Origin of the sequence: Segatella bryantii, from assembly GCF_022024215.1 — a bacterium.
In the GTDB taxonomy this organism is placed as follows: domain Bacteria; phylum Bacteroidota; class Bacteroidia; order Bacteroidales; family Bacteroidaceae; genus Prevotella; species Prevotella bryantii.
In genome coordinates, this window is record NZ_CP091798.1 from 1,348,838 (window position 1) to 1,371,486 (window position 22,649).

Sequence of the window (22,649 nt, forward strand, 5' to 3'; positions counted from 1 at the left end):
CATTACTTGCATAGCCTTTTTCATGAAACATCTACTATAGCATGCTAATGAAATGGACATATAAAAATACACATACAGAAAAAGATTTATAATAGACATGGCAAATTCAAAAAAAAAGTCCAGCAGTAAACCTAAGACTCTAACAGAAGCTGTTGGTATACCACATAACGAAAAAATCAATTTCTTTTTAGGAATACTATTAATTGTCATTGCATTATATATGATAACTGCAATGGTTAACTATCTTAGCACAGGACAAGCAGATCAGAGTATCTTGGAAAATATGCATCCAGGAGAATGGGCTAATAATAATAAAATATTTTCTAATTATTGTGGTAGTATGGGAGCTATTCTCTCATATATTCTTATTTCTCTTAATTTTGGCTTACCCGCTTTTTGTATACCTATATTAATGATTGTCGTGGCTTTGTATTTAATGGATATCTATAAGCCAAATTTATGGAAATGGTTCTTTAGCATTATCATCGTCATGATTTGGAGTAGCATTACATTTTCCAAAATCCTTTCACCTATCATGGGTGACTCTTTTTATAACCCTGGTGGTAATCATGGCCTTTTCTGCGTTCAGCAACTAGAAAATTTAGTTGGTCCTCCTGGATTAACAGGAATATTATTTGTTTCTGCATTTGCATTCCTTACTTATTTCACATCAGAGACTATTATTTTTGTAAGGAAAATGTTAAATCCTGTGGGTTACATAACCAATAAAGTAAAATTCACCATTACAAATCATGGAAGTAATGAGCAGGATGATATTGACTTGCACTATGAAGAAGTCGCAAAAGACGAAAATGAAGACTCGAACATAGTTGAAAACCAAGAATATACTGATACAGATTCTAATCCTTCACAAATTTTGGATTTAACTCCTCAAAACGAAGCAAATACAGTTCTCGACGAAAACGAGACTAGTAACAAGCAGAATATCGATGAAGCAAAGGAGCAATCTATATCTATAATAGATGAACAACGAAAAGCTAGAGCTCAAGCTGCAATAGCTGATGCTGAAGCTGCAGCACTTGCAGCAAAAGCAGGAATGGAAATTCAGATTGCTCAAGGCGATGAAAAGGCTTCAGGAAATACTGTTAATGACACTGCTATTAACACCCCTATCAATCCAAGAGAAAGAGAAAATGGTAAAAGATATAAGTTCCCAACACTCAACCTATTGAAAAAATACGAGAATGATGGGAAACCATACATTGACGAACAAGAACAAATAGCAAACAAAAACAGAATCATCGAAGTTTTAAATAGCTTCGGTGTGCAAATTAGAACAATTAGAGCAACAGTAGGTCCTACTATTACACTTTATGAAATACAGCCAGCAGAAGGTGTTCGAATTTCAAAAATTAAAAATTTGGAAAACGATATCGCCTTAAGTCTAGCTGCTTTAGGTATACGAATTATTGCCCCTATTCCAGGAAAAGGTACTATCGGTATAGAAGTTCCAAATGCAAAGGCTAACATTGTTAGTATGGAAAGTATTTTGAATTCTAGAAAATTCCAAGAGACCAAGATGGAACTTCCTGTTGCACTGGGCAAAACTATTACCAATGAAGTGTTTATGTTTGATTTGGCCAAAGTTCCTCATCTTCTTGTCGCAGGAGCTACTGGTCAAGGTAAATCAGTTGGCTTAAATGCAATCATTACTTCCCTACTCTACAAGAAACATCCAAACGAGCTCAAATTTGTTCTTATAGACCCTAAAAAAGTTGAGTTCAGTATATATACACCAATTGCCAATCATTTCATGGCTGTGGTAGATGAAAATGACGAACCTATCATCACAGACGTGACCAAAGTTGTACGAACGCTTAACAGTCTGTGCAAACTGATGGACCAGAGATATGACATGCTCAAACTTGCAGGTGCTCGTAATATAAAAGAATACAATAGCAAATACGTTAATCACAAACTTGATCCACGCAAAGGACATGACTTCATGCCTTATATTGTTGTGATTATAGACGAGTTTGGAGATTTGATTATGACAGCAGGAAAAGAAATTGAGTTGCCTATCGCAAGAATAGCCCAACTTGCACGTGCTGTAGGTATTCATATGGTAATTGCAACACAGCGTCCTACTACAACAATAATCACGGGTAATATTAAGGCTAACTTCCCTGGACGTATCTCCTTTAAGGTAAGTGCTGCTATAGATAGTAAAACTATTTTGGATAAACCTGGTGCACAGCAACTGATAGGTCGAGGTGATATGTTATATCTGAACGGTAACGAACCGGTACGAGTACAATGTGCATTTGTTGATACTCCTGAGGTTGAACAAATAAATCAGTTCATTAACAATCAACCTGGTCCTATAGAACCAATGATACTTCCAGAACCGGATCAACCCGAAGGAAATGGAGCAACCGCTGGTAGCGTAGACGCAAAGAGTTTAGATCCTTATTTTGAAGAAGCAGCTCATGCCATATTATTAAGTCAACAAGGATCTACAAGTATGATCCAACGCCGATTTAGCATCGGATACAATCGTGCGGGAAGACTCATGGATCAGATGGAAGCTGCAGGAATTGTTGGTCCTGCTCAAGGCTCTAAACCTAGAGAGGTTCTTGTTGCTGACGAGAACCAATTAAATAATATATTAGCAGCAATGCGAGGTATTTAAGATATAACAAAACTAATTATAAAAAAGAAGACTATGAAAAAAATCTTTTTGATAATAGTAACAGCCCTACTCTCTTTAGGATGTAATGCACAAAACGCAGCTTTAGCTAAAAAAGTAATAGAAAAAACTAGTCAGGTTATTGGTCGTCCTGGAGGCGCAAAAGCCAACTTTACAGTTTTTTCAAAAAAAATTGGCACAATTTCAGGAACAATTGCAATTAAAGGAACCAAATTTAATGCCAAAACAAATAAGGCAATAGTATGGTATAATGGAAAAACTCAATGGAGTTATTTAAAAAGTACAAACGAGGTCAATGTAACAACTCCAACACAGGCTCAGCGAATGTCAATGAATCCATATACTTTTATTAATATTTGGAAATCGGGATTCAAATTGGGAGTAACAACAAAAGGACAGAATTACATTCTTCACTTAATATCAAATACCTCTAAAAATTCGATTTCAGAAATGTATATTACAGTGAATAAATCTAGCTATTCACCAAGTGCGATAAAGATGCGTCAGAATAAAGACTGGACAACTATTTCAATTACAAATTTTCAGCCAAAGAATCAGCCAGATCAAATATTCTCTTTTAATAGTAAAGATTTTCCTTCTGCTGAGGTCATAGACCTAAGATAAACATATAATATGACCACTATCGAATTATTAAAAGAACTTAGAAAGCATAGAATATTATCAGAAAAAAGAAGCCTTATGCACGGACGCAATAAGGCTTCTAAAATTATCGTATATGCTTTATCTATTTTTTTTATAATCTACCTTTTGGCTGCTTCTATCATGCTAGCATTTGCCGTAATAACAGAAGGAATTAAAGCGCTAACCCTTATCTGCACTATATTTCCTATAATAATGGTAATAGACTTTTCTTTTAGGTTTATAATGCAGCAAACTCCATCACAGATAATTAAGCCATACTTACTATTACCTATTAAAAAAAGCATTTGTATAGATACATTCGTCTTTAGAAGTCTATATAATGCAGGAAATTTCATTTGGTTTATTTTAGTATTACCATTTGTAATAATGACCATGTTTTTTAGCGGTCAACTTATCAATGGAGGATTAGTGCTATTATTATACCTACTGGGCATCCTAATCAATAGCCAATTTTATTTAATTGTCCGTACCCTTGTTAATGATTCTATAATTTGGTGGTTTTTGCCTATTAGTATATTCCTGGTATTTACAATGCCAGCTTACTATACGGGGGTAATTGATTTAAATAACCTTTTCCTTTTTTACTCCTCGTTTGGAATTGGACTTTTTGAAGATAAGTGGTTTTACTGGCTATTTCCCACAACTCTACTTATCCTACTCATACAAATAAATCGGAAGCTACAACTATTTTACGTTATGAAAGAAATTTCACGTAAGAAAAAAGAATACAACTTCCATGGGAAATCGTTAAATAAAATCATACCCCAAGATTCTGTAGGTGTATTTTTGAATATGGAAATTATTAGCATTCAACGCAATAAAAATATCCGTAAAGGTTGTATTTTCGCAATGCTTGCAGCTTTTATGATGAGCCTTATATGCACTTTTACAGATATCTATTCTAGTATTTATGCAGCAATATACTGGTGTCTATACAATTATATTATAATAGGTAGCATTATTCTAACAAAAATGATGTGTTATGAAGGTAATTATATTGACACTTTATTAATTAGGAAAGAAAGCATATTAACTCTTCTTCGAGCAAAATATTACTTTTACTCTACACTATTATTAATACCAACAGTTTTCATGCTCGTACCCGTATTTATGGGAAAATGGTCAATTGAAATGCTAATAAGCTGTTACATCTTTACAATTGGCTTCCAGTATTTTATTACATTTCAGTTAGCAGTTTATAACAAGAATACCATACCCTTAAACTGCAAATTAACAAGTAATCATAGTCTAGAGACCAATTACTACCAAATATTAGTAGAGCTATTTACAATACTTACTCCTGCAACAATTTTAGGAGTAACTATTTTCCTGTTTGGCGAAAAAATAGCATGGATTGTTATAACCATTATCGGATTATTGTTTATTACAACCCATCGCCTATGGCTCAACAATATTTATAATAGAATGATGAAGAGAAAATACGAAAACATAGAAGGATTCAGAAAATCAAGAGAACAAATATAATAAAAATGAGAAAAATTATTTTAGCAAGCGGCTCTCCACGTAGAAAAGAATTATTAGAAGGATTGGATTTTAATTTTGAAGTCAGACTCAAACAAGAGATTCAAGAGAACTTTCCTTCAGACATCGAAGCTGAAGTAGTACCAGAATATCTTTCAAGGGTAAAAGCATCAGCATATTTAGAAGATTTACAATCAAACGAAATCGTAATTACAGCAGATACTGTTGTAATATGCGATGGAAGTATTCTAGGAAAACCTTCTGATGCTAAAGAAGCTGCCGCAATGCTACACAAAATAAGTGGAAAAACACATCAAGTTACGACAGGAGTATGTATAACATCAAAAGAAAAACAAGTACATTTTCATGTCAACACATTCGTAACTTTCAAGGAACTGACAGACAGAGAAATTAATTATTATATAGACAAATACAAACCATTCGATAAAGCTGGAGCTTATGGTATTCAAGAATGGATTGGCTATATAGGGTGTACAAAATTAGAAGGAGACTATTATAACGTCATGGGATTACCAATATACAAAGTATACAAGGAATTACAAAATTTCTAATATTCATAATCGTCTCCATCAGACTTATTTTGTATACATAGCTGACGAAGATCATAAAAACTCCCATTGTATATATTGAAATCAACATAGCCTTTTATACCTGGCAACTTACCGGCATCGGTATGTTGCCAAAACTTCCACTCTCCCTTATACTCTACTTTATCTACATAATAATGAGCTATCCAATAAGGATAATCATCAAAAACAGGTGCACTAAGATATTGTTCTTTGAACTTATAATTTGTATATATAATAGGCTTAACATGGTATTTGTCTTCTACAATGTGCAACCAAGTTAAAATATCCGTTTGGAACTCTTCTACACTTTTATCTTTTGGCCTGTGCTCTACATCCAAAACAGGAGGTAAATCACCAGCAGTTAAATGTACTTTATCCAAAAAAAAGTAAGCTTGCGAACGAGCACTACTCTTGTTACTCCAAAAATGATACGCACCTCGTATGAAACCATAATCACGTGCATTATAAAAATTCTGGCCGAAATTAGGATCAAGACGGGTACTTCCCTCAGTACTTTTAATAATAATGAAGCGAAGTGGTGTTCCTTCAATCATCGCATTTCTAAGATGATCCCAATCAATAATTCCTTGATAGTGTGAAATATCAATGCCCCTTATTTCATACCCTTCTGGATAAGCAACATCCCCATATAGAGCACGCCATCTGAATCCAGTAGGACCTACAAAAAAATAATAAAATACCCATACATAAACAACAAGTACCAAGAAGCCTCCAAACCACCATGCCCAACGAGGGTACTTTAAGAAAAAAGAAGGCAAATAAGAATGATGCTTTTTAGAAGCACCATGACGAGGTTCTCTTCTTGTACTAGAAGCCTTTTTAATCGATTTCCTATACGATGTCTTCTTATTCGTCATAACTTCTTTTCTGCTTTCCAAATAACTGGAAAATATTTATGCATATTAACTATTTGTTATCAATCACTTAACGTGAAATCCGTTAGTATTGACTATTGAAGAAGCCACAATTTCGGCCAAAAGTGTTGTATCTCACTTATCTTATTTTATCGTTAGCATCCGCAAACATAATAACATGATAATTACATTTAGAGGACTACCAATTATTCTTTTCTTGCAAATTTACAGTTTTTATTTTAAAAAACAGACAAAAAAAATTAAATTAGAAAAATCAAGCTTTTTTTTTTGAATCTTACTTGAACTTTAAATATTTTTTTTTATCTTTGAATCATCAATAACCATAAATACCAACGTTATGTCAAATAAAAGAAACTTAAAAAAAAGCATTAACAATATCTGCACTGTACTTTTTGCAGATTGTGTAGCAGAATCTTTATATGGAGAGCAGAAAAGAACAGATAAAGAAATAGACACTTTTCTTTCTTCCATTTTACTTTTCCATGCTGATTATATTAGCAGAATATCTCATCCAGAACCTGGGATGAAACAGAAAGACTATTTCAAACAATTAATTGAAGACTTTAACAAACAGGTTGGAGAACTTATTGATCAATTCACAAGTGTTGGCTAATGTTACAGAAAATCTGTAGATGGATATTATACCGAGTATTGGGATGGACTAAAGATGTTACGATAGACCATCCCAAGAAATTTATTGTATGTTTAGCCCCCCATACAAGCAATTGGGACTTTATAATAGGACAATTATATGCCAAAGCAGAGGGGTGGAAAACGAATTTTCTTATGAAAAAAGAGTGGTTTTTCTGGCCACTTGGCTCTGTTTTCAGAAAAATGGGAGGTATTCCTGTTTTTCGCAGTAAACATATGCGTATGACTGATGCCATGGCTGAAACGGCGAAACAAGCTGATAATTTTATTCTGTGTATTACTCCAGAAGGTACCCGCTCGTTAAATCCTGATTGGAAAAAGGGTTTCTATTATATTGCCCAAGGAGCCAATATTCCCATCCTTCTATATGGATGTGATTATGAGAAGAAACAAATAAAATGTACAAAAGCTATTCAACCTAATGGCAACGTAGATGAACAAATGAAAGAAATCAAATTGTACTATAAAGACATAAAAGGAAAAAATCCTAAAAATTTTACTATTGGTTTAATGTCTTTATTCGCTTTTTTATTATTTCCACTTTCAACTCAAGCCCAATATCTTGACGGCAACACACGTGCATGGGGAGATATTGAATATACTGATGATCCATGGGTATTCAATTCTTCTAGACCCAATAGTATTACTCAAGGTCTTTTAAATCGACATATTGCTTTATGGGCTAGTCATGGTAGATATTATGATGTTGATAAGCAAAAATGGGTTTGGCAAAGGCCAAACCTCTTTTGTACCACAGAAGATCTTTTCACACAAACGATTGTTGTACCATACCTCATTCCAATGCTTGAGAATGCAGGTGCAACTGTTTTTACACCTAGAGAACGGGACTGGCAAACACATGAAATCATCATTGACAATGATGATGCAAAAGCCCCATTTTATGTAGAAAACAATAGTAGCAAAAGTTGGAAACAATGTGATAGCATCGGTTTTAGAATGCATGCAGGCACATATATTGATGGTGAAAATCCATTTACTGCTGGTAGTTTAAGGCAAATAAAAGCTACTAAAAGGAAAAAATATAGTTCTATAACATACCAACCTAATATTCCTAAAAGTGGAAACTATGCAGTTTACGTTAGTTACAAATCTTTGCCCAAAAGCGTTCCAGATGCAAAATATATAGTATATCACCAAGGGCAAGCTACAGAATTTACCGTTAATCAACGCATGGGAGGCGGTACATGGGTTTACCTTGGAACATTTTATTTTGACCAAGGATGCAATGCTGACAATAGAGTTGTTGCAACTAACCATGCTTCAAAAAAAGGTTTCATCACAAGTGATGCAGTCAGATTTGGAGGAGGTATGGGAAATATTGCGAGAGGAGGCCAAACGAGTGGTCTTCCACGCTCTCTTGAAGGTGCCCGCTACTATGCTCAATGGGCTGGTGTTCCCTATAAATATTATAGTACAAAGAATGGACTAAACGATTATGGAGACGACATTAATGTTCGTTCCTTGATGAGTAACTGGCTCGGCGGAGGTAGCGTATATATGCCATCTAAGGAGGGACTTCATGTTCCTATAGAACTATCTCTTGCTGTACATAGTGATGCAGGTTATGCTAAAGACGGAAAAGGACTTATCGGTACATTAGCAATTTGTACAACTGATTTTAACGACCAAACATATAACAGTGGCATCAGTAGAATGACAGCAAAAGATTTTGCAACAGCCTTGCGTGATAATGTCTATACAGATATGAGTGCAAAATATCATAATTGGGCAAAAAGATATGTATGGGACCGTAACTATAGTGAGACTAGATTACCAGAAATACCTTCTGCTATAATAGAAACTGTTTCACACCAAAATTTTCCCGATATGAGATTGGCTCAAGATCCTATGGTTCGCTTCACGCTAGCTCGATCCATTTACAAGACCATCTTACGTTACATATCCACGAACCATGGTAAGAACTATATAGTAACCCCTCTAAGCCCTACTCATTTCAGTGTAGACATCGACTCAAAAGGAATCGCAACATTAAGTTGGATTCCACAAAACGATACCCAAGAAAAGACGGCATTAGCAAAATCTTATAACGTCTACACAGCTATCGGCAAACTCGGTTTTGATAACGGTAAAAATGTGAATAATCCTTCATACAAAATTCAGTTACAACCCAATATAGTTTATAATTTTAAAGTAACAGCTTGTAATGCTGGTGGTGAAAGTTTTCCATCAGAAACACTATCAGCCATGTACGTACCTAATTCTAAGAAAACGGTACTCATTGTTAACGGTTTCAACCGCTTAGCCTCACCACAAGTTATTGATAATGACAGTACTCAAGGATTTGATATGGATAAAGACCCAGGCGTTAGCTATGGACTTACAGCTGGATGGAGCGGCAAACAATTAATTTTCAATCGTGCTAAGATGGGCTGTGAAGACAATACAGGTTTAGGTTATTGTGGAAACGAGCTTGCAGGGAAATTCATAGCTGGTAACACTTTTAACTATACCGTAGAACATGCTCAAGCTATTGCCTCTTCTGGACTTTACAATATAGCAAGTTGTTCTAGTAAAGCTATTACAAGTGGAAAAGTTCAACTTAATAAATATCAAGCCATTGACCTGATCTTAGGATTGGAACGTAATGATGGATATACACCTGAATATTACAAGACTTTTACCCCATCCATACAGAAAGCCTTGTCTGCTTATACTCAGACAGGAGGTGGAATCTTAGTAAGTGGAAGTTACATTGCAAGTGATATGCAAGCAAAGGATGAACGTAAATTCCTACAAGATGTACTAAAAGTTGCTTATACACCACAAGATAGTATACAACCAGATGGAAATATTCAAGGTCTTGGACTTACAGCATCCTATTATCATTATCTCAATGAAGATCATTACGCAGCCACACATCCAGATGTTATCCAACCTCTAGAGAATGCCATTCTTGCGATGCAGTACGGCAATGGGCTCGGAGCTGCCGTTGGTTATCAAGGAAGTGACTATCGATCATTTACCATGGGATTTCCTTTTGAATGCATTTCAAACGAAAAAACTCGGAATGCAATCATGCGGGGTATATTAAATTATATTATTAAATAAAATAACTTTAAAATCAATAACTATGTATAAAATTCAGGCCAACCAATCAGGAACACGTTTTTTGGAAGTCAGCGACCTACATTTAAAGACAATCGACAGATATCAATTACTACGCAATCTTGTAGACAGTAACGGGGTCATCGACGAAGATGTTCTAGATAAATTGAAATTCAATATTCGTTCACTGCTTGAAAGTGAAGTAGGACAAGGAGATAAAGATTTACTTGATTTATGCCTTGATGTAATTTACAACAATAATATGAAAGCAATAGGCCTACACAACTTAGTTCTGTTATATGTAAACTGGAAAGATCATCAGAAGGAATCACAGGCCGAAATCTCCGAAACCATAAATGATTAAAAAACCAATAGTAAAAGGTACACAAATTAAAAAGATTTGTGTACCTTTGTCGTTCAATAGGATTTTTAAGAAAAAAAATAGATTGTTCACAACATTATGATAAAATCATATCAACTGACGGATTTTCTACCAACTACCAAAAAGGAATGCCAACTAAGAGGATGGGAAGAACTAGACATCATTATCTTTTCAGGTGATGCTTATGTTGATCATCCTTCATTTGGTAATGCCGTAATTGGTCGTTCTCTCGAAGCTGCCGGCTATAAAGTAGCTATCGTCCCACAGCCTGATTGGCATGGCGATTTTAGAGACTTTAAGAAATTAGGCAAGCCACGTCTATTCTTTGCCGTTTCACCAGGTGTTATGGACTCTATGGTCAATAAATATACAGCTAACCGCAGACTACGTTCACAAGATGAATATAGTCCAGATGGTCGTCACGATATGCGTCCAGAATATCCGACAATTGTATATACACAAATCTTAAAAAAACTATATCCAGATGTACCAGTAGTACTCGGAGGCATTGAAGCTAGCATGAGAAGATTGACACACTATGACTACTGGCAAGATCGCTTAAGAAAAAGTATTCTTGTTGATAGTGGAGCAGATCTTATTCTATATGGAATGGGAGCAAAATCAATCATTCAATTTGCTCAAGATCGCGAGGCTAATATGCCAATGAAAGAGATCAATAATATTCCTCAAACTGTTTTTACTTGTCGGCAGGATGAGGTTCCTGGAGGTATAACAGAAAAAGATATCGTTTTACACTCACACGAAGAATGCCTTAAAAACAAAAAAGCTGAAGCAGAAAATTACCGACATATAGAAGAAGAATCCAATAAAATCCATGCGCAAAGACTTCTTCAAGCTGTTGATAATAAATATGTTGTGGTTAATCCACCCTATCCGACTTTAACAACAGAAGAACTTGATGCTACATTCGACTTACCATACACAAGACTTCCACATCCAAAATATAAGGGCAAAACGATACCTGCTTTTGAGATGATTAAATTCTCAGTTAATATGCATCAAGGATGTTTTGGCGGTTGCGCTTTCTGTACCATTTCTGCCCATCAGGGAAAATTTGTAGTATGTAGAAGCAAGGAAAGCATTCTTAAAGAAGTTAAAAAAGTGGTTCAATATCCAGATTTTAAAGGATATCTATCTGATCTCGGTGGACCATCTGCCAATATGTATGGCATGCATGGAAAAAACAGAAAGGCCTGCGAACATTGCAAACGCCCTTCATGCATTAACCCACAAGTATGTCCAAACTTGATAACAGACCATAGTAAACTTCTAGAAATATATCATGCCGTAGACAGTCTACCTGAAATTAAGAAGAGTTTCATTGGTAGTGGTGTAAGATACGACTTACTGCTCCACAGAGGTAAAGACGAAAAGAGCAATAAAGCTGCAGAACAGTATACAAGAGAACTTATCACACATCACGTCAGTGGGCGACTTAAAGTAGCACCAGAAAATACTGATGATAATGTATTAAAGTTAATGCGAAAGCCTTCATTCAACCAGTTTTATCAATTTAAACGTATTTTCGACAAGATAAATAAAGAAGAAGGACTCAAACAGCAGATTATTCCTTATTTTATCTCTAGCCACCCTGGTTGTACAGAAGAAACAATGGCGGAACTAGCCGTAACTACCAAAAATCTAGATTTTCATCTAGAACAGGTTCAAGACTTTACCCCTACCCCTATGTCTATCAGTACAGAGATGTGGTATACAGGATATGATCCATATACACTTGAGCCAGTATTCAGTGCTAAAACTCCTAAGGAGAAATTAGCCCAACGCATGTTTTTCTTCTGGTATAAACCCGAAGAACGTCGCAATATAGAGCGTGAATTACATCGTATTGGAAGAGCAGACTTAATAGACAAACTGTATGATAAACCAAACTATAAAAATGGGAAATCAAAGGAATACGATAAAAAAGGAAGAAAAGCAAACCAACAGAATGCACGTATGCAGAAAGCTGAAGCACGATTTAATGAGCGTAGAAGCAAGAAAACGATTTATGATGACCGTCCTATAGGAAGCACCTATGACAATCCAGGAGTTTCTGGATATTTCAAGAATAAACAAAAGAAGAGTTTTAATCCTAATTTTGATTCTTCTAACCATAAACGCGAGAACAATGGCCATTCAGATTATAGAAAAGGCGATCATAGGAAAACAGAATCAGGAAACGTGCGAGGACGGAATCGTCGTAACCGATGATTTCGTTGCTGTCATAGACGGTAGCACTAGCAAGACTCCCAATAGATTGAACCCAAATATGAAAAATGGCCGGTATTGTATGATATTGATTAGTCAATGTCTTCAAAAAATACCAGCCAATATTTCATGCCCAGAATTCTGTAAGGAAATTACTGACTTTATAGCAAGCCAATATTTTCACAATCAATTGGATATCAAAAAATTGACTTTACATCCCGAAGAAAGAGCTACAGCCAGCGCTATTATTTATAATAACTATCGCAAAGAGATTTGGATGATTGGTGATTGCCAATGTCTAGTGGACAATCAATTATACAACAACGATAAGCCTTACGAAAATCGGATTGCCCAAAAACGTGTTCAATTGATAAAAAGTGGATTAACACCACAAAAAGCAAGGGAAGTTATTGAACCAGATCTTATCCAAGCAATGTTAGAAGGACAAAACAAGCACTATTCCGTTATTGATGGCTTTCCTATTTGTGAGAATAACATTAAAATAGTATCAACTGTAAATTCACATCAAATCGTACTTGCTAGCGACGGCTATCCATTTTTAAAGAACACGCTAAAAGAAAGTGAAAGCCTATTGGAGCAGCAATTAAAAAATGATCCACAAAATATCAGAACATTTATTGCAACAAAAGGGTTAATGCCAGGAAACAAAAGTTTTGATGATCGTAGTTATATAAGATTTTTTATATAAAACATAAATATCGTTTTCATGATTACACATGAAAACGATATTTATGTTTAGCTCTCTGAGGTACACTAGGAACTGGACTAATAGTCATACCATTAATACCACTTCCTCCTCCAGAAAATCCCATATCAGTTTTTCCGCCACGATACAGCATCCATCGCTGACGAATTCTATTTACATAATCATAGGTTTCACTTCCACGCATATAGCCATATTTAACTACAGGATCGTGATAAAATGCTGGTGATTGTAATTTCAGAATATACTCTGCAACCTCAACAAAATTATTAGGATTTCTGCCATATTTGCGAGTTAATGCCATTGCATCTCGAATATGTCTACTACCACCATTATAGCTAGCAATAGCAAACCAAATTCTTTGACTTGGATCTACGTCTTTAAAGTGTAACAAAAGTTCATTAATATATCTTGCAGCACCCGCTATATTCATTTCTGGATCAAATATACGATCTTTTGGCAATCCTAAATGTTCTGCCGTTGCAGGCATAATCTGCATTAATCCACATGCCCCTGCCCAAGATCTAGCTTGAGGATCAAAACAACTCTCTTGATAACACTGAGCTGCCATTAGTTTCCAATCCATTCTAGCCATTGGGGCGAAAGTCTGAAAATAACGGTCGTATTTCGAAATAATACCTTTACTACTATTAAGAAATGGAGAATACACATGACGCTTTATACTTTTAACACTAAGAAGATAATTTTCCTCTTTACGCATCTCATCAATCATCTGAGGTTTAAACCAGTGATTTAAAGTATCAGCTAGTTGCTTATTATCCGGAGCAACTACCCATGATGTCTTAGCAGAATCTACTTGCATACCACAAGCCAGCAAACCTTTTTGCTCTTGAAGAGAAAGAGGATAAGCGATAATATCCCCCTTCCCCTGCTTTAGTTTCTGAATCATATCCTTTACATCCCTACACTGCTCTACTCGTAATGATACCCCTAAGCTTTGTGCAAATTTTTCACAAAGCATATAATGAAGCCCCATGCCATGGCCGTGATAATCATAATAAGTTTCAGGTCCCGAAACCGTCAACATAATCATTTCTCCATTTGAAACGATATCATCTAGATTATAGCCTGTGTCTTCAGAAATAGAATCCTCATTGAGTGTTGTACCCCAAGGAGTTTCAACTTGTTGTTTCTTTGGGCTACATCCTGTCAAAAAGAAAGCAATTAAAAGAAATAAAATGCAAATTCGAACAAATTCCAATTTTTTAGTACTTTAAATTTCCTTGATTATTTGATTTCGACTACAAAAGTAGTACTTTTCTTGGTAATTCGAGTCAAAAAGTGTACTTTTGCAGTGTTTTTTTAAATAATACTTATGTTACGAATAGCTGTTCAGTCAAAAGGTCGTCTTTTTGAAGACACCATGAATCTGCTTAAAGAAGCAGACATTAAAGTGAGCGCCTCTAAGCGTACACTTCTCGTACAATCATCTAATTTCCCTCTAGAGGTACTTTACCTTCGTGATGATGATATACCTCAGAGTGTAGCTAGTGGTGTAGCTGATATCGGTATTGTTGGCGAGAATGAGTTTGTTGAGCGACATGAAAATGCTCAAGTTATTGAACGTCTAGGGTTTAGCAAATGTCGCTTGTCACTAGCCATCCCTAAAGAAATAAAATATAACGGTGTAGAATGGTTCAATGGCAAAAAAATTGCAACTTCTTATCCTAACATTCTCAAGAATTACATGAATAAAAACGGCATTAATGCCGACATTCATGTCATCACAGGCAGCGTAGAAATTAGCCCAGGAATTGGCTTAGCTGATGGTATCTTCGATATTGTAAGTAGTGGCAGTACTCTTGTCAGCAACAACCTTGCTGAGGTTGAAACCGTCATGAAAAGCGAAGCCGTTCTCATTGGCAATTGGAAAATGGATGATGAGAAACATCAAATTCTTAACGAAATGTTATTCCGTTTCGAAGCTGTACGCTCTGCACTCGACAAGAAGTATGTCATGATGAATGCACCTAAAGACAAAATTGAAGCCATCACAGAAGTACTACCGGGTATCAAAAGTCCAACTATTATCCCATTAGCTGACACCAACTGGTGCTCAATCCATACCGTTTTAGATGAAAAACGTTTTTGGGAAATCATTAACCGACTCAAAGAACTCGGTGCTCAGGGCATATTAGTAAGCCCTATTGAAAAGATGATATTGTAACACTAGCAATATAAAAAAGAAAAAATGAACATTATTAAGTATCCTGCAAAGGAAGATTGGAAGGAAATCGTGAAACGCCCTCACTTAGACCTTTCTCAGTTAAATACAACTGTAGAGGCAGTGCTTGGCGATGTAAAAAACCATGGCGATGCAGCCGTAAAGCGTTACGAAGAGAAGTTCGACCATGCCCATCTTGACCATCTTGCTGTTACAGAAGAAGAGATCAAGGAGGCTGAACAGCTCGTATCATCAGAACTTCGACATTCTATAGAGCTTGCCCATCATAACATCGCAGCATTTCATGAAGCCCAAAAATTTACCGGAAGCAAGATTGAAACAGTAAAAGGGGTCACCTGCTGGCAAAAAAGTGTTCCTATCGAAAAGGTAGGTCTTTATATCCCGGGAGGTACTGCACCTTTATTCTCAACTGTTTTGATGCTAGCCACTCCTGCAAAAATTGCAGGATGCAAAGATATTGTTCTATGCTCGCCTCCTAACAGCGAAGGCAAGTTAAATCCTGCAATATTAGTTGCCGCTAAAATCGCTGGAGTTAATAAAATTTTCAAATGTGGTGGCGTACAAGCTATTGGAGCCATGGCATATGGTACCGAAAGTATTCCTAAAGTATACAAAATTTTTGGACCTGGCAATCAATATGTTATGGCAGCGAAGCAACAAGTTTCATTGCACGAAGTTGCTATTGATATGCCTGCGGGCCCATCTGAAGTATGCGTCATAGCTGACGAAAATAGCAATCCTACTTTTGTTGCAGCAGACTTGCTTTCACAAGCAGAACATGGCATTGATTCACAAGTCATCCTAATTACAACTTCTGAAGACATGCTGAATAAGGTAAAAGATGAGGTTAATGTACAATTAGCCCAATTGCCTCGATGTGAAATTGCTGCCAAAACGCTGGAAAACTCACAATTAGTATTAGTTCACGATTCACAAGAAGCAATCGACTTGAGTAATACATATGCACCAGAGCACTTAATTTTGGCAACAGATAATTACGAAGAGTTAGCTAATAAGGTCATCAATGCCGGCAGCGTGTTCATGGGAAAATATGCATGCGAAAGTGCAGGAGACTATGCAAGTGGTACTAACCACACGTTGCCTACTCACCAGTATGCACTTGCCTATAGTGGTGTAAATTTAGACACCTACAACCGCAAGGTTACTTTCCAACATCTTACAGAAGATGGAATCAGAAGTATTGGTAAAGCCGTAGTATGTATGGCTGAAGGCGAACAATTAGAAGCTCACGCAAATGCAATGCGTGTACGTATTCAATCACTCAAGAAGTAGAATCATGAAAAAATTACAAGAACTCTGCAGAGAAAACATATGGAATCTAGCACCATACTCATCAGCAAGAAATGAGTATAATGGTCATGTAGCGCATGTTTTTCTTGATGCTAACGAAAATCCATATAATGCACCTTTTAACAGATATCCAGATCCTCTTCAAGAAGAGGTTAAAACGCTACTAAGCAAAATAAAGCGTGTACCTATTGCAAATATTTTTCTCGGAAACGGATCTGACGAAGCTATAGACCTCCCCTATCGTATATTTTGCAGACCAGGAATAGACAACGTTGTCGCTATTGAACCAACATATGGCATGTATAAAGTATGTGCCGATGTCAACGATATAGAATACCGTCCTGTACTTTTAGATGAGAATTTTCAGATTACCTCTGAAAAGCTTTTATCAGCATGCGATCAGAATACAAAAATTATTTGGATATGTAGTCCAAATAACCCTACAGGTAATTTAATTAATCGCAATGCTATTGAAGAAGTGCTCAATAAGTTCGAAGGTATTGTCATCATTGATGAGGCCTATAGTGATTTTTCATCCGAAAAACCACTTCGTGAAGAATTAGCCAAACACCCTAACATGATTGTACTCAACACGATGAGTAAAGCTTGGGGATGTGCTGCTATTCGACTAGGCATGGCTTTCGCTTCTCAAGAAATTATCAGTTTATTTAATAAGGTGAAATACCCATATAACATAAATCTTTTAACACAAAAGCAAGCCATCGAATCTCTCAAGGATCCTGTTGCTGTAGAAAAATGGGTTAAGATATTACTTCTTGAGCGTTCACGTGTAATGAATGCATTTAAAGATTTGACTATTACAGAAAAGATCTATCCAACAGATTCTAACTTCTTTTTGGTCAAGGTTACAGATGCTCAAGCCATTTACGACTATTTAGTAGAAAAAGGTATTATTGTTAGAAATAGAACAAGAGTTCAACTTTGTGGCAATTGCTTACGAATTACAATTGGATCCAAATCAGAAAATCAGGAGCTACTCGCAGCTTTAAGAGATTTAAAGTAAAACTCGCATTGAGCTCCTTTTACAAAATAAATCCAGTAAAATATTTAATTTTACTGGATTTTATTTTTTTCACCACTATTTAAAATGGGAGATCATCAGCACTTCCACTCTCTGAAGAAGCTGGAGCCGGTGGAAATGGAGCTTGAGCACCACCTACTGGTGCTGCTTGTGGCTGAGCACCCATTGAAGCAGCTTGAGCTGCAGCTGGATCAATATGAACTACATTCCAAGCACGTACGTTATTAAACCATCTTCCATTATACTCATGAGCATCAATATCAAAACTAACCGAAATTTCTTCACCACTCTGAATATTGAACTGAGCTAAACGTTCAGCACCAAAAACATCAAAGACCAATTTCTTAGGGTACTGCTCATGTGTTTCAATGACAAATGACTGTGATTTCCATTCTCCACGGGCAGAAACTCCACTGCGCTCAGGAAGCACGGCGATAACTTTTCCTTGTAATTCCATTTATAATTTGATTTATAATTTCTTTTCAATTTGCGAAATTACTAAAATAGAATTAAAAACAAAAACATTTAGCGATGTTTTTTCCTCGCTTACAATAATTTTTGTATTTTTGTAAAATGAAAAAACTACACGGAAAATAATAATAAAATAAGAAATATATGAAATTTACAGTATCTAGCACTGCTTTAAGCAGTCGACTCAACACGCTATCAAAAGTAATTAATAGCAAAAATTCGCTAGCTATTCTTGATAGCTTTCTCTTCCACATTACTGACAACCAGCTTACTATCACTGCTAGTGATCGTGAAAATGTTATGCAAACCACTATAGCCATCGAAAACGTTGAAGGAACTGGCGATTTTTGCATACCTAATCATGTTATACTTGACGCAGTAAGAGAACTTCCTGAACAACCTCTTAATTTTGATATAGACCTAGAGTCTTTTGCAATTAAGATTTTGTATCAGAATGGTTTGTATAATTTTACAGCACAGAACGCAGAAGAATTTCCACCTGTTCAGCATATAGAGGATGGCGCAACTGAAATAACAGCAGAAGCAAGTATTCTAGTTGATAATATTAACCGTAGTTTATTTGCAACAGCCAACGACGAGCTACGCCCTGTAATGAATGGTATCTATTTTGACTTAACTCCAGATTCACTATCTATTGTAGCTAGCGATGGACATAAATTGGTTCGCAACCAAAACTTCACTATCAAAAATGATATCCCTGCTTCATTTGTCCTCCCTAAGAAGCCAGCTACATTACTTAAAAATGTACTCTCAAAAGATGATGGTGATGTAACTATCAAATTTAACGATAGAAATGCAGAAATTATCTTTACTGACGGGACATTGAACTGTAGACTTATTGAAGGACGCTACCCTAACTATAACAGTGTAATTCCAAAGGATAATCCTAATCATGTTACCATAGATCGTAAAAGTTTATTAAGCGCTATTCGCCGAGTTCTTCCTTTTGCCAGTGAAAGTAGTCAATTGGTTCGCTTCCACCTTGAAATGGGCAAGTTAGAAGTTAGTTCACAAGATTTAGACTTCGCTACAGCTGCTAAGGAACACCTTACTTGCGAATACACCAATAAGCCTATGAGCATTGGCTTCAAAGGAAGTTCTTTATTAGAAATACTTAATAATATCGATAGTGAAGAGGTCGTACTTCAATTAGCTGATCCAAGCCGCGCTGGCATTATCGTACCAGCAACTCAGCCAGAAAACGAAGATGTTCTCATGCTGATTATGCCAATGCTTCTTAACGATTAATATAGAATCTATAAGTAAACATGAAATTAAATCTCACAAAGCCTTTAATTATTTTTGATTTGGAAACAACGGGTCTTGACATGGTCAATGATCGAATCATCCAAATCTCATATATAAAGGTCATGCCTAATGGCGAAGAGAAACGTGGTGATGAACTTGTAAATCCAGAAAAACCTATACCCGCTTTTGTATCAGATTTAACAGGTATCACAAACGAGCAAGTTAAAAATGCTCCGACCTTTAAGGAAATAGGGACAAAGCTTGCCGATATTTTCAAAGGATGCGATTTTGCTGGATTCAATTCTAATCGTTTTGATATACCGCTATTATGTGAAGAGTTTCTTAGAGCAGGAATAGACTTTGACTTTTCAAAATGTAGACTTATTGACGCCCAAACTATTTTCCACAAAATGGAAAAAAGAAATCTAGCCGCAGCTTATAAGTTCTATACAGGCCATAAAATGGAAGACGACTTTGAGGCACATCGTGCAGATCAGGATACAGAAGCAACCTATCGCGTATTGCAGGGGGAACTCGATATGTATGATCCTGACAAGCAAGAGGAAGAAGAAAGGAAACTTCCAAACAATATGGATGTACTCCATGAATTCTCAAAACAAAACGATAATGTAGATTTTGCTGGAAAAATAATTTGGAAAGATGTTGTTGATGCTAATGGCAAAACGCTTCGAGTAGAAACCTTCAATTTTGGTAAATATAAAGACATACCTGTAGCAGAAGTTCTTCATAGAGATCCTGGATATTATAGCTGGATGTTAAGCAGTGATTTCACACTCAACACCAAGCAAGTATTAACTAGAATCCGATTACAAGAATTTAACAAAGGAAAAAGTTTTTAATCAGAATGTTAAAAGGAAAACATATAGTCCTAGGTATCACGGGTAGTATAGCAGCATACAAAGCCTGCTATATTATCCGTGGTCTTATCAAAAAGGGTGCTGAAGTTCAAGTTGTCATCACCCCCTCAGGAAAGGAGTTTATTACTCCAATTACTCTTTCTGCCCTTACTCATAAACCTGTTATCAGTGAATTTTTCTCACAACGCGATGGAACTTGGAATAGTCATGTCGATTTAGGCCTTTGGGCTGATGCCATGATTATTGCACCTTGTACCGCAAGCTCACTTGGGAAAATGGCTAATGGTATAGCAGACAATATGCTAATTACGACATATTTATCCATGAAAGCGCCTGTTTTTATAGCACCAGCTATGGATCTAGATATGTTTAAACATCCTTCAACACAAGAAAACCTAACAACACTTGAACGATATGGCAATCATATCATACAGCCAGAAAGTGGTTTCTTAGCAAGTGGCCTTGAGGGAAAAGGGCGTATGGAAGAACCAGATAAGATTGTTGAAATTATAGATAATTATTTCGACAAACAGTACTATGCCAATTCACCCCTTAACGGACGTAACATCATGATAACAGCAGGTCCTACGTACGAAAAGATAGACCCTGTACGATTCATTGGTAATTACAGTAGCGGTAAAATGGGATTTGCTCTAGCAGAAGAATGTGCCAAAAGAGGTGCTCATGTTACACTGATTACAGGCCCAGTAAACAGATTATGCAGTGATTCTATAAACCGCATTGATATAGAGAGTTGTGACGAAATGCATGAACAATCACTTCGAGCATTTCCAACGAGCGATGTTGCTATCCTTTGCGCTGCTGTAGCAGATTTCCGACCTGAGACAATTGCTGATAAAAAAATCAAGAGAGAAAAAGATAATCTGACACTATCTCTCAAACCAACCCATGATATTGCATCAGCTTTAGGAAAGGCTAAAAAAAATCAAAAAATTGTTGCTTTTGCTCTTGAAACTAACAATGAACAAATAAATGCCAAGAAAAAGCTAGAAAAAAAGAATGCAGATTTTATCGTTCTCAACTCATTACGCAATGCAGGAACAACATTCCGTACGGATGACAATCAGATAACGATTATTTCAAGAGAGGAAATCAAAGAATATCCTAAAAAGCCGAAAACAGAAGTTGCTAAGGATATCGTTGATTATCTTGAAAAAATCATGTAATAATATGAAAAAGATCGGTACCCTAATAATTGCCCTACTCTGTGGCATTTTTTCGATTCAAGCACAAGAACTTAACATGAAGATTACCATTAACCATGCTCAAATAGAAGGAACAGATGCATCCGTTTTTGATAATCTTCAGGAAACTCTAACCCGATTTATTAACGATCGGCAATGGACCAATCTGCAGTTTCGCGAGAATGAGCGTATAAATTGTAATCTCAACATTACTATTACACAATACGACAAAACGAGTAATACATTCAAATGTAAAGCAATTATTCAGGCAAACCGACCTGTTTTTAATAGTACTTATACTACTACCATTTACAACAACACTGATCCGAATTTCGATTTCGAATTTGCGCAATTTGATCAGCTTGAATATAATGAAGAAAATAGAGACAACCAACTAGTAGCTTTATGTGCATACTATGCTTATCTTATAATAGGACTTAATTTAGACACTTTTGCCCCTAACGGAGGTGAAGACATTTTACAAAAATGCATGAACTTGGCCAATAATTGCCAAACCTTTACATGGGCTGGGTGGGAATCTTTTAAAGATGATCGTAATAGATTTGCAATCATCAATGATTATCTCGACAATGGCTTTTCACCATTCCGAAAATTTCAATATACCTACTATAGAAAAGGCTTAGATCAAATGGCAGATAGTCCAGAAAAAGCACTTAAGGAGATTACTAATGGAATAGAAACTGAATTAAAACAAGCTAAAGATAATAAACCTATGAGCATGCTTCCACAAATATGGACTGATTACAAAAGAGATGAAATCGCAAGCATGTACAAAGGTAAAGCTACTCAGAAAGAAAAAGAATCGGTGTACGATATTCTCTTCAATATCAATCCCTCTCAAAATAACGCATGGCAAAAAATCAAAGAATAA

The 22,649-nt window shown here is 36.0% G+C and carries 19 protein-coding genes; 16 read left to right on the top strand and 3 right to left on the bottom strand.

Annotation, left to right across the window (positions count from 1 at the left end; genetic code table 11):
• The first annotated feature begins 97 nt into the window (after positions 1-97).
• Genes L6471_RS09755 through L6471_RS09770 form a run of 4 tightly spaced genes read left to right on the top strand, consistent with a single transcriptional unit; the run spans position 98 to position 5,388 of the window.
• On the top strand, positions 98-2,653 hold the full coding sequence (locus L6471_RS09755) for an FtsK/SpoIIIE family DNA translocase (RefSeq protein ID WP_237797275.1): 2,556 nt from the start codon (positions 98-100) through the stop codon (positions 2,651-2,653).
• A gap of 33 nt (positions 2,654-2,686) precedes the next feature.
• Positions 2,687-3,295: a LolA-like putative outer membrane lipoprotein chaperone gene (locus L6471_RS09760; protein WP_027452841.1), complete on the top strand. Its 609-nt coding sequence runs from the start codon at positions 2,687-2,689 to the stop codon at positions 3,293-3,295.
• A gap of 9 nt (positions 3,296-3,304) precedes the next feature.
• Complete coding sequence (locus L6471_RS09765) at positions 3,305-4,819, top strand: DUF5687 family protein (RefSeq protein ID WP_074548746.1); 1,515 nt, start codon at positions 3,305-3,307, stop codon at positions 4,817-4,819.
• Positions 4,820-4,824: 5 nt separating this feature from the next.
• Positions 4,825-5,388: a Maf-like protein gene (locus L6471_RS09770; protein WP_006283213.1), complete on the top strand. Its 564-nt coding sequence runs from the start codon at positions 4,825-4,827 to the stop codon at positions 5,386-5,388.
• Here the strand turns inward: L6471_RS09770 and L6471_RS09775 are convergent.
• Complete coding sequence (locus L6471_RS09775) at positions 5,385-6,284, bottom strand: glycoside hydrolase family 25 protein (protein ID WP_094448735.1); 900 nt, start codon at positions 6,282-6,284, stop codon at positions 5,385-5,387. The genes L6471_RS09770 and L6471_RS09775 overlap by 4 nt on opposite strands.
• 355 nt (positions 6,285-6,639) lie before the next feature.
• On the opposite strand from L6471_RS09775, the gene L6471_RS09780 reads away from it, so the two are divergent.
• The 5 genes from L6471_RS09780 (at position 6,640) to L6471_RS09800 (ending at position 13,360) form a co-directional block, all read left to right on the top strand.
• A complete protein-coding gene (locus L6471_RS09780) occupies positions 6,640-6,915 on the top strand; it encodes a hypothetical protein (protein ID WP_006283211.1) in 276 nt (91 codons plus the stop codon).
• Positions 6,915-10,043, top strand: coding sequence for a golvesin C-terminal-like domain-containing protein (locus L6471_RS09785; protein WP_237797276.1), 3,129 nt, complete (start codon positions 6,915-6,917; stop codon positions 10,041-10,043). The genes L6471_RS09780 and L6471_RS09785 overlap by 1 nt, the downstream gene beginning before the upstream one ends.
• A gap of 22 nt (positions 10,044-10,065) precedes the next feature.
• On the top strand, positions 10,066-10,404 hold the full coding sequence (locus L6471_RS09790) for a hypothetical protein (protein WP_237797277.1): 339 nt from the start codon (positions 10,066-10,068) through the stop codon (positions 10,402-10,404).
• A gap of 96 nt (positions 10,405-10,500) precedes the next feature.
• Positions 10,501-12,654, top strand: coding sequence for a YgiQ family radical SAM protein (locus L6471_RS09795; protein WP_006283208.1), 2,154 nt, complete (start codon positions 10,501-10,503; stop codon positions 12,652-12,654).
• Positions 12,655-12,733: 79 nt separating this feature from the next.
• Complete coding sequence (locus L6471_RS09800) at positions 12,734-13,360, top strand: hypothetical protein (RefSeq protein ID WP_237797278.1); 627 nt, start codon at positions 12,734-12,736, stop codon at positions 13,358-13,360.
• Positions 13,361-13,382: 22 nt separating this feature from the next.
• Here L6471_RS09800 and L6471_RS09805 read toward each other — a convergent pair whose 3' ends face one another.
• The gene (locus L6471_RS09805) at positions 13,383-14,549 is read right to left on the bottom strand and encodes an MltF family protein (protein WP_006283206.1); all 1,167 of its coding nucleotides are present in this window, start codon (positions 14,547-14,549) and stop codon (positions 13,383-13,385) included.
• Between the two features lie 162 nt (positions 14,550-14,711).
• Between L6471_RS09805 and hisG the strand changes: the two genes are divergently transcribed.
• Genes hisG through hisC form a run of 3 tightly spaced genes read left to right on the top strand, consistent with a single transcriptional unit; the run spans position 14,712 to position 17,916 of the window.
• A complete protein-coding gene (gene hisG, locus L6471_RS09810; protein WP_006283205.1) occupies positions 14,712-15,563 on the top strand; it encodes an ATP phosphoribosyltransferase in 852 nt (283 codons plus the stop codon).
• A 24-nt stretch (positions 15,564-15,587) separates the two neighbouring features.
• Complete coding sequence (gene hisD / locus L6471_RS09815) at positions 15,588-16,874, top strand: histidinol dehydrogenase (protein WP_027452846.1); 1,287 nt, start codon at positions 15,588-15,590, stop codon at positions 16,872-16,874.
• A gap of 4 nt (positions 16,875-16,878) precedes the next feature.
• Positions 16,879-17,916, top strand: a complete 1,038-nt coding sequence (gene hisC / locus L6471_RS09820) for a histidinol-phosphate transaminase (RefSeq protein ID WP_006283203.1) — start codon at positions 16,879-16,881, stop codon at positions 17,914-17,916.
• A 79-nt stretch (positions 17,917-17,995) separates the two neighbouring features.
• Here hisC and L6471_RS09825 read toward each other — a convergent pair whose 3' ends face one another.
• Entirely contained in the window at positions 17,996-18,391 is a 396-nt protein-coding gene (locus L6471_RS09825; RefSeq protein WP_006283202.1) for a DUF3127 domain-containing protein, read from the bottom strand.
• A gap of 158 nt (positions 18,392-18,549) precedes the next feature.
• Here L6471_RS09825 and dnaN point away from each other — a divergent pair, with 158 nt between their 5' ends.
• From dnaN to porD, 4 genes are read left to right on the top strand one after another with little or no spacing between them, the layout of a single operon-like run.
• Complete coding sequence (gene dnaN / locus L6471_RS09830) at positions 18,550-19,674, top strand: DNA polymerase III subunit beta (RefSeq protein WP_006283201.1); 1,125 nt, start codon at positions 18,550-18,552, stop codon at positions 19,672-19,674.
• Positions 19,675-19,694: 20 nt separating this feature from the next.
• A complete protein-coding gene (locus tag L6471_RS09835) occupies positions 19,695-20,534 on the top strand; it encodes a 3'-5' exonuclease (protein WP_006283200.1) in 840 nt (279 codons plus the stop codon).
• Between the two features lie 5 nt (positions 20,535-20,539).
• Entirely contained in the window at positions 20,540-21,739 is a 1,200-nt protein-coding gene (gene coaBC / locus L6471_RS09840; RefSeq protein WP_006283199.1) for a bifunctional phosphopantothenoylcysteine decarboxylase/phosphopantothenate--cysteine ligase CoaBC, read from the top strand.
• 4 nt (positions 21,740-21,743) lie between these two features.
• Positions 21,744-22,649 (top strand): type IX secretion system protein PorD, encoded by a 906-nt coding sequence (gene porD, locus L6471_RS09845; RefSeq protein WP_027452850.1) that lies wholly within the window; start codon positions 21,744-21,746, stop codon positions 22,647-22,649.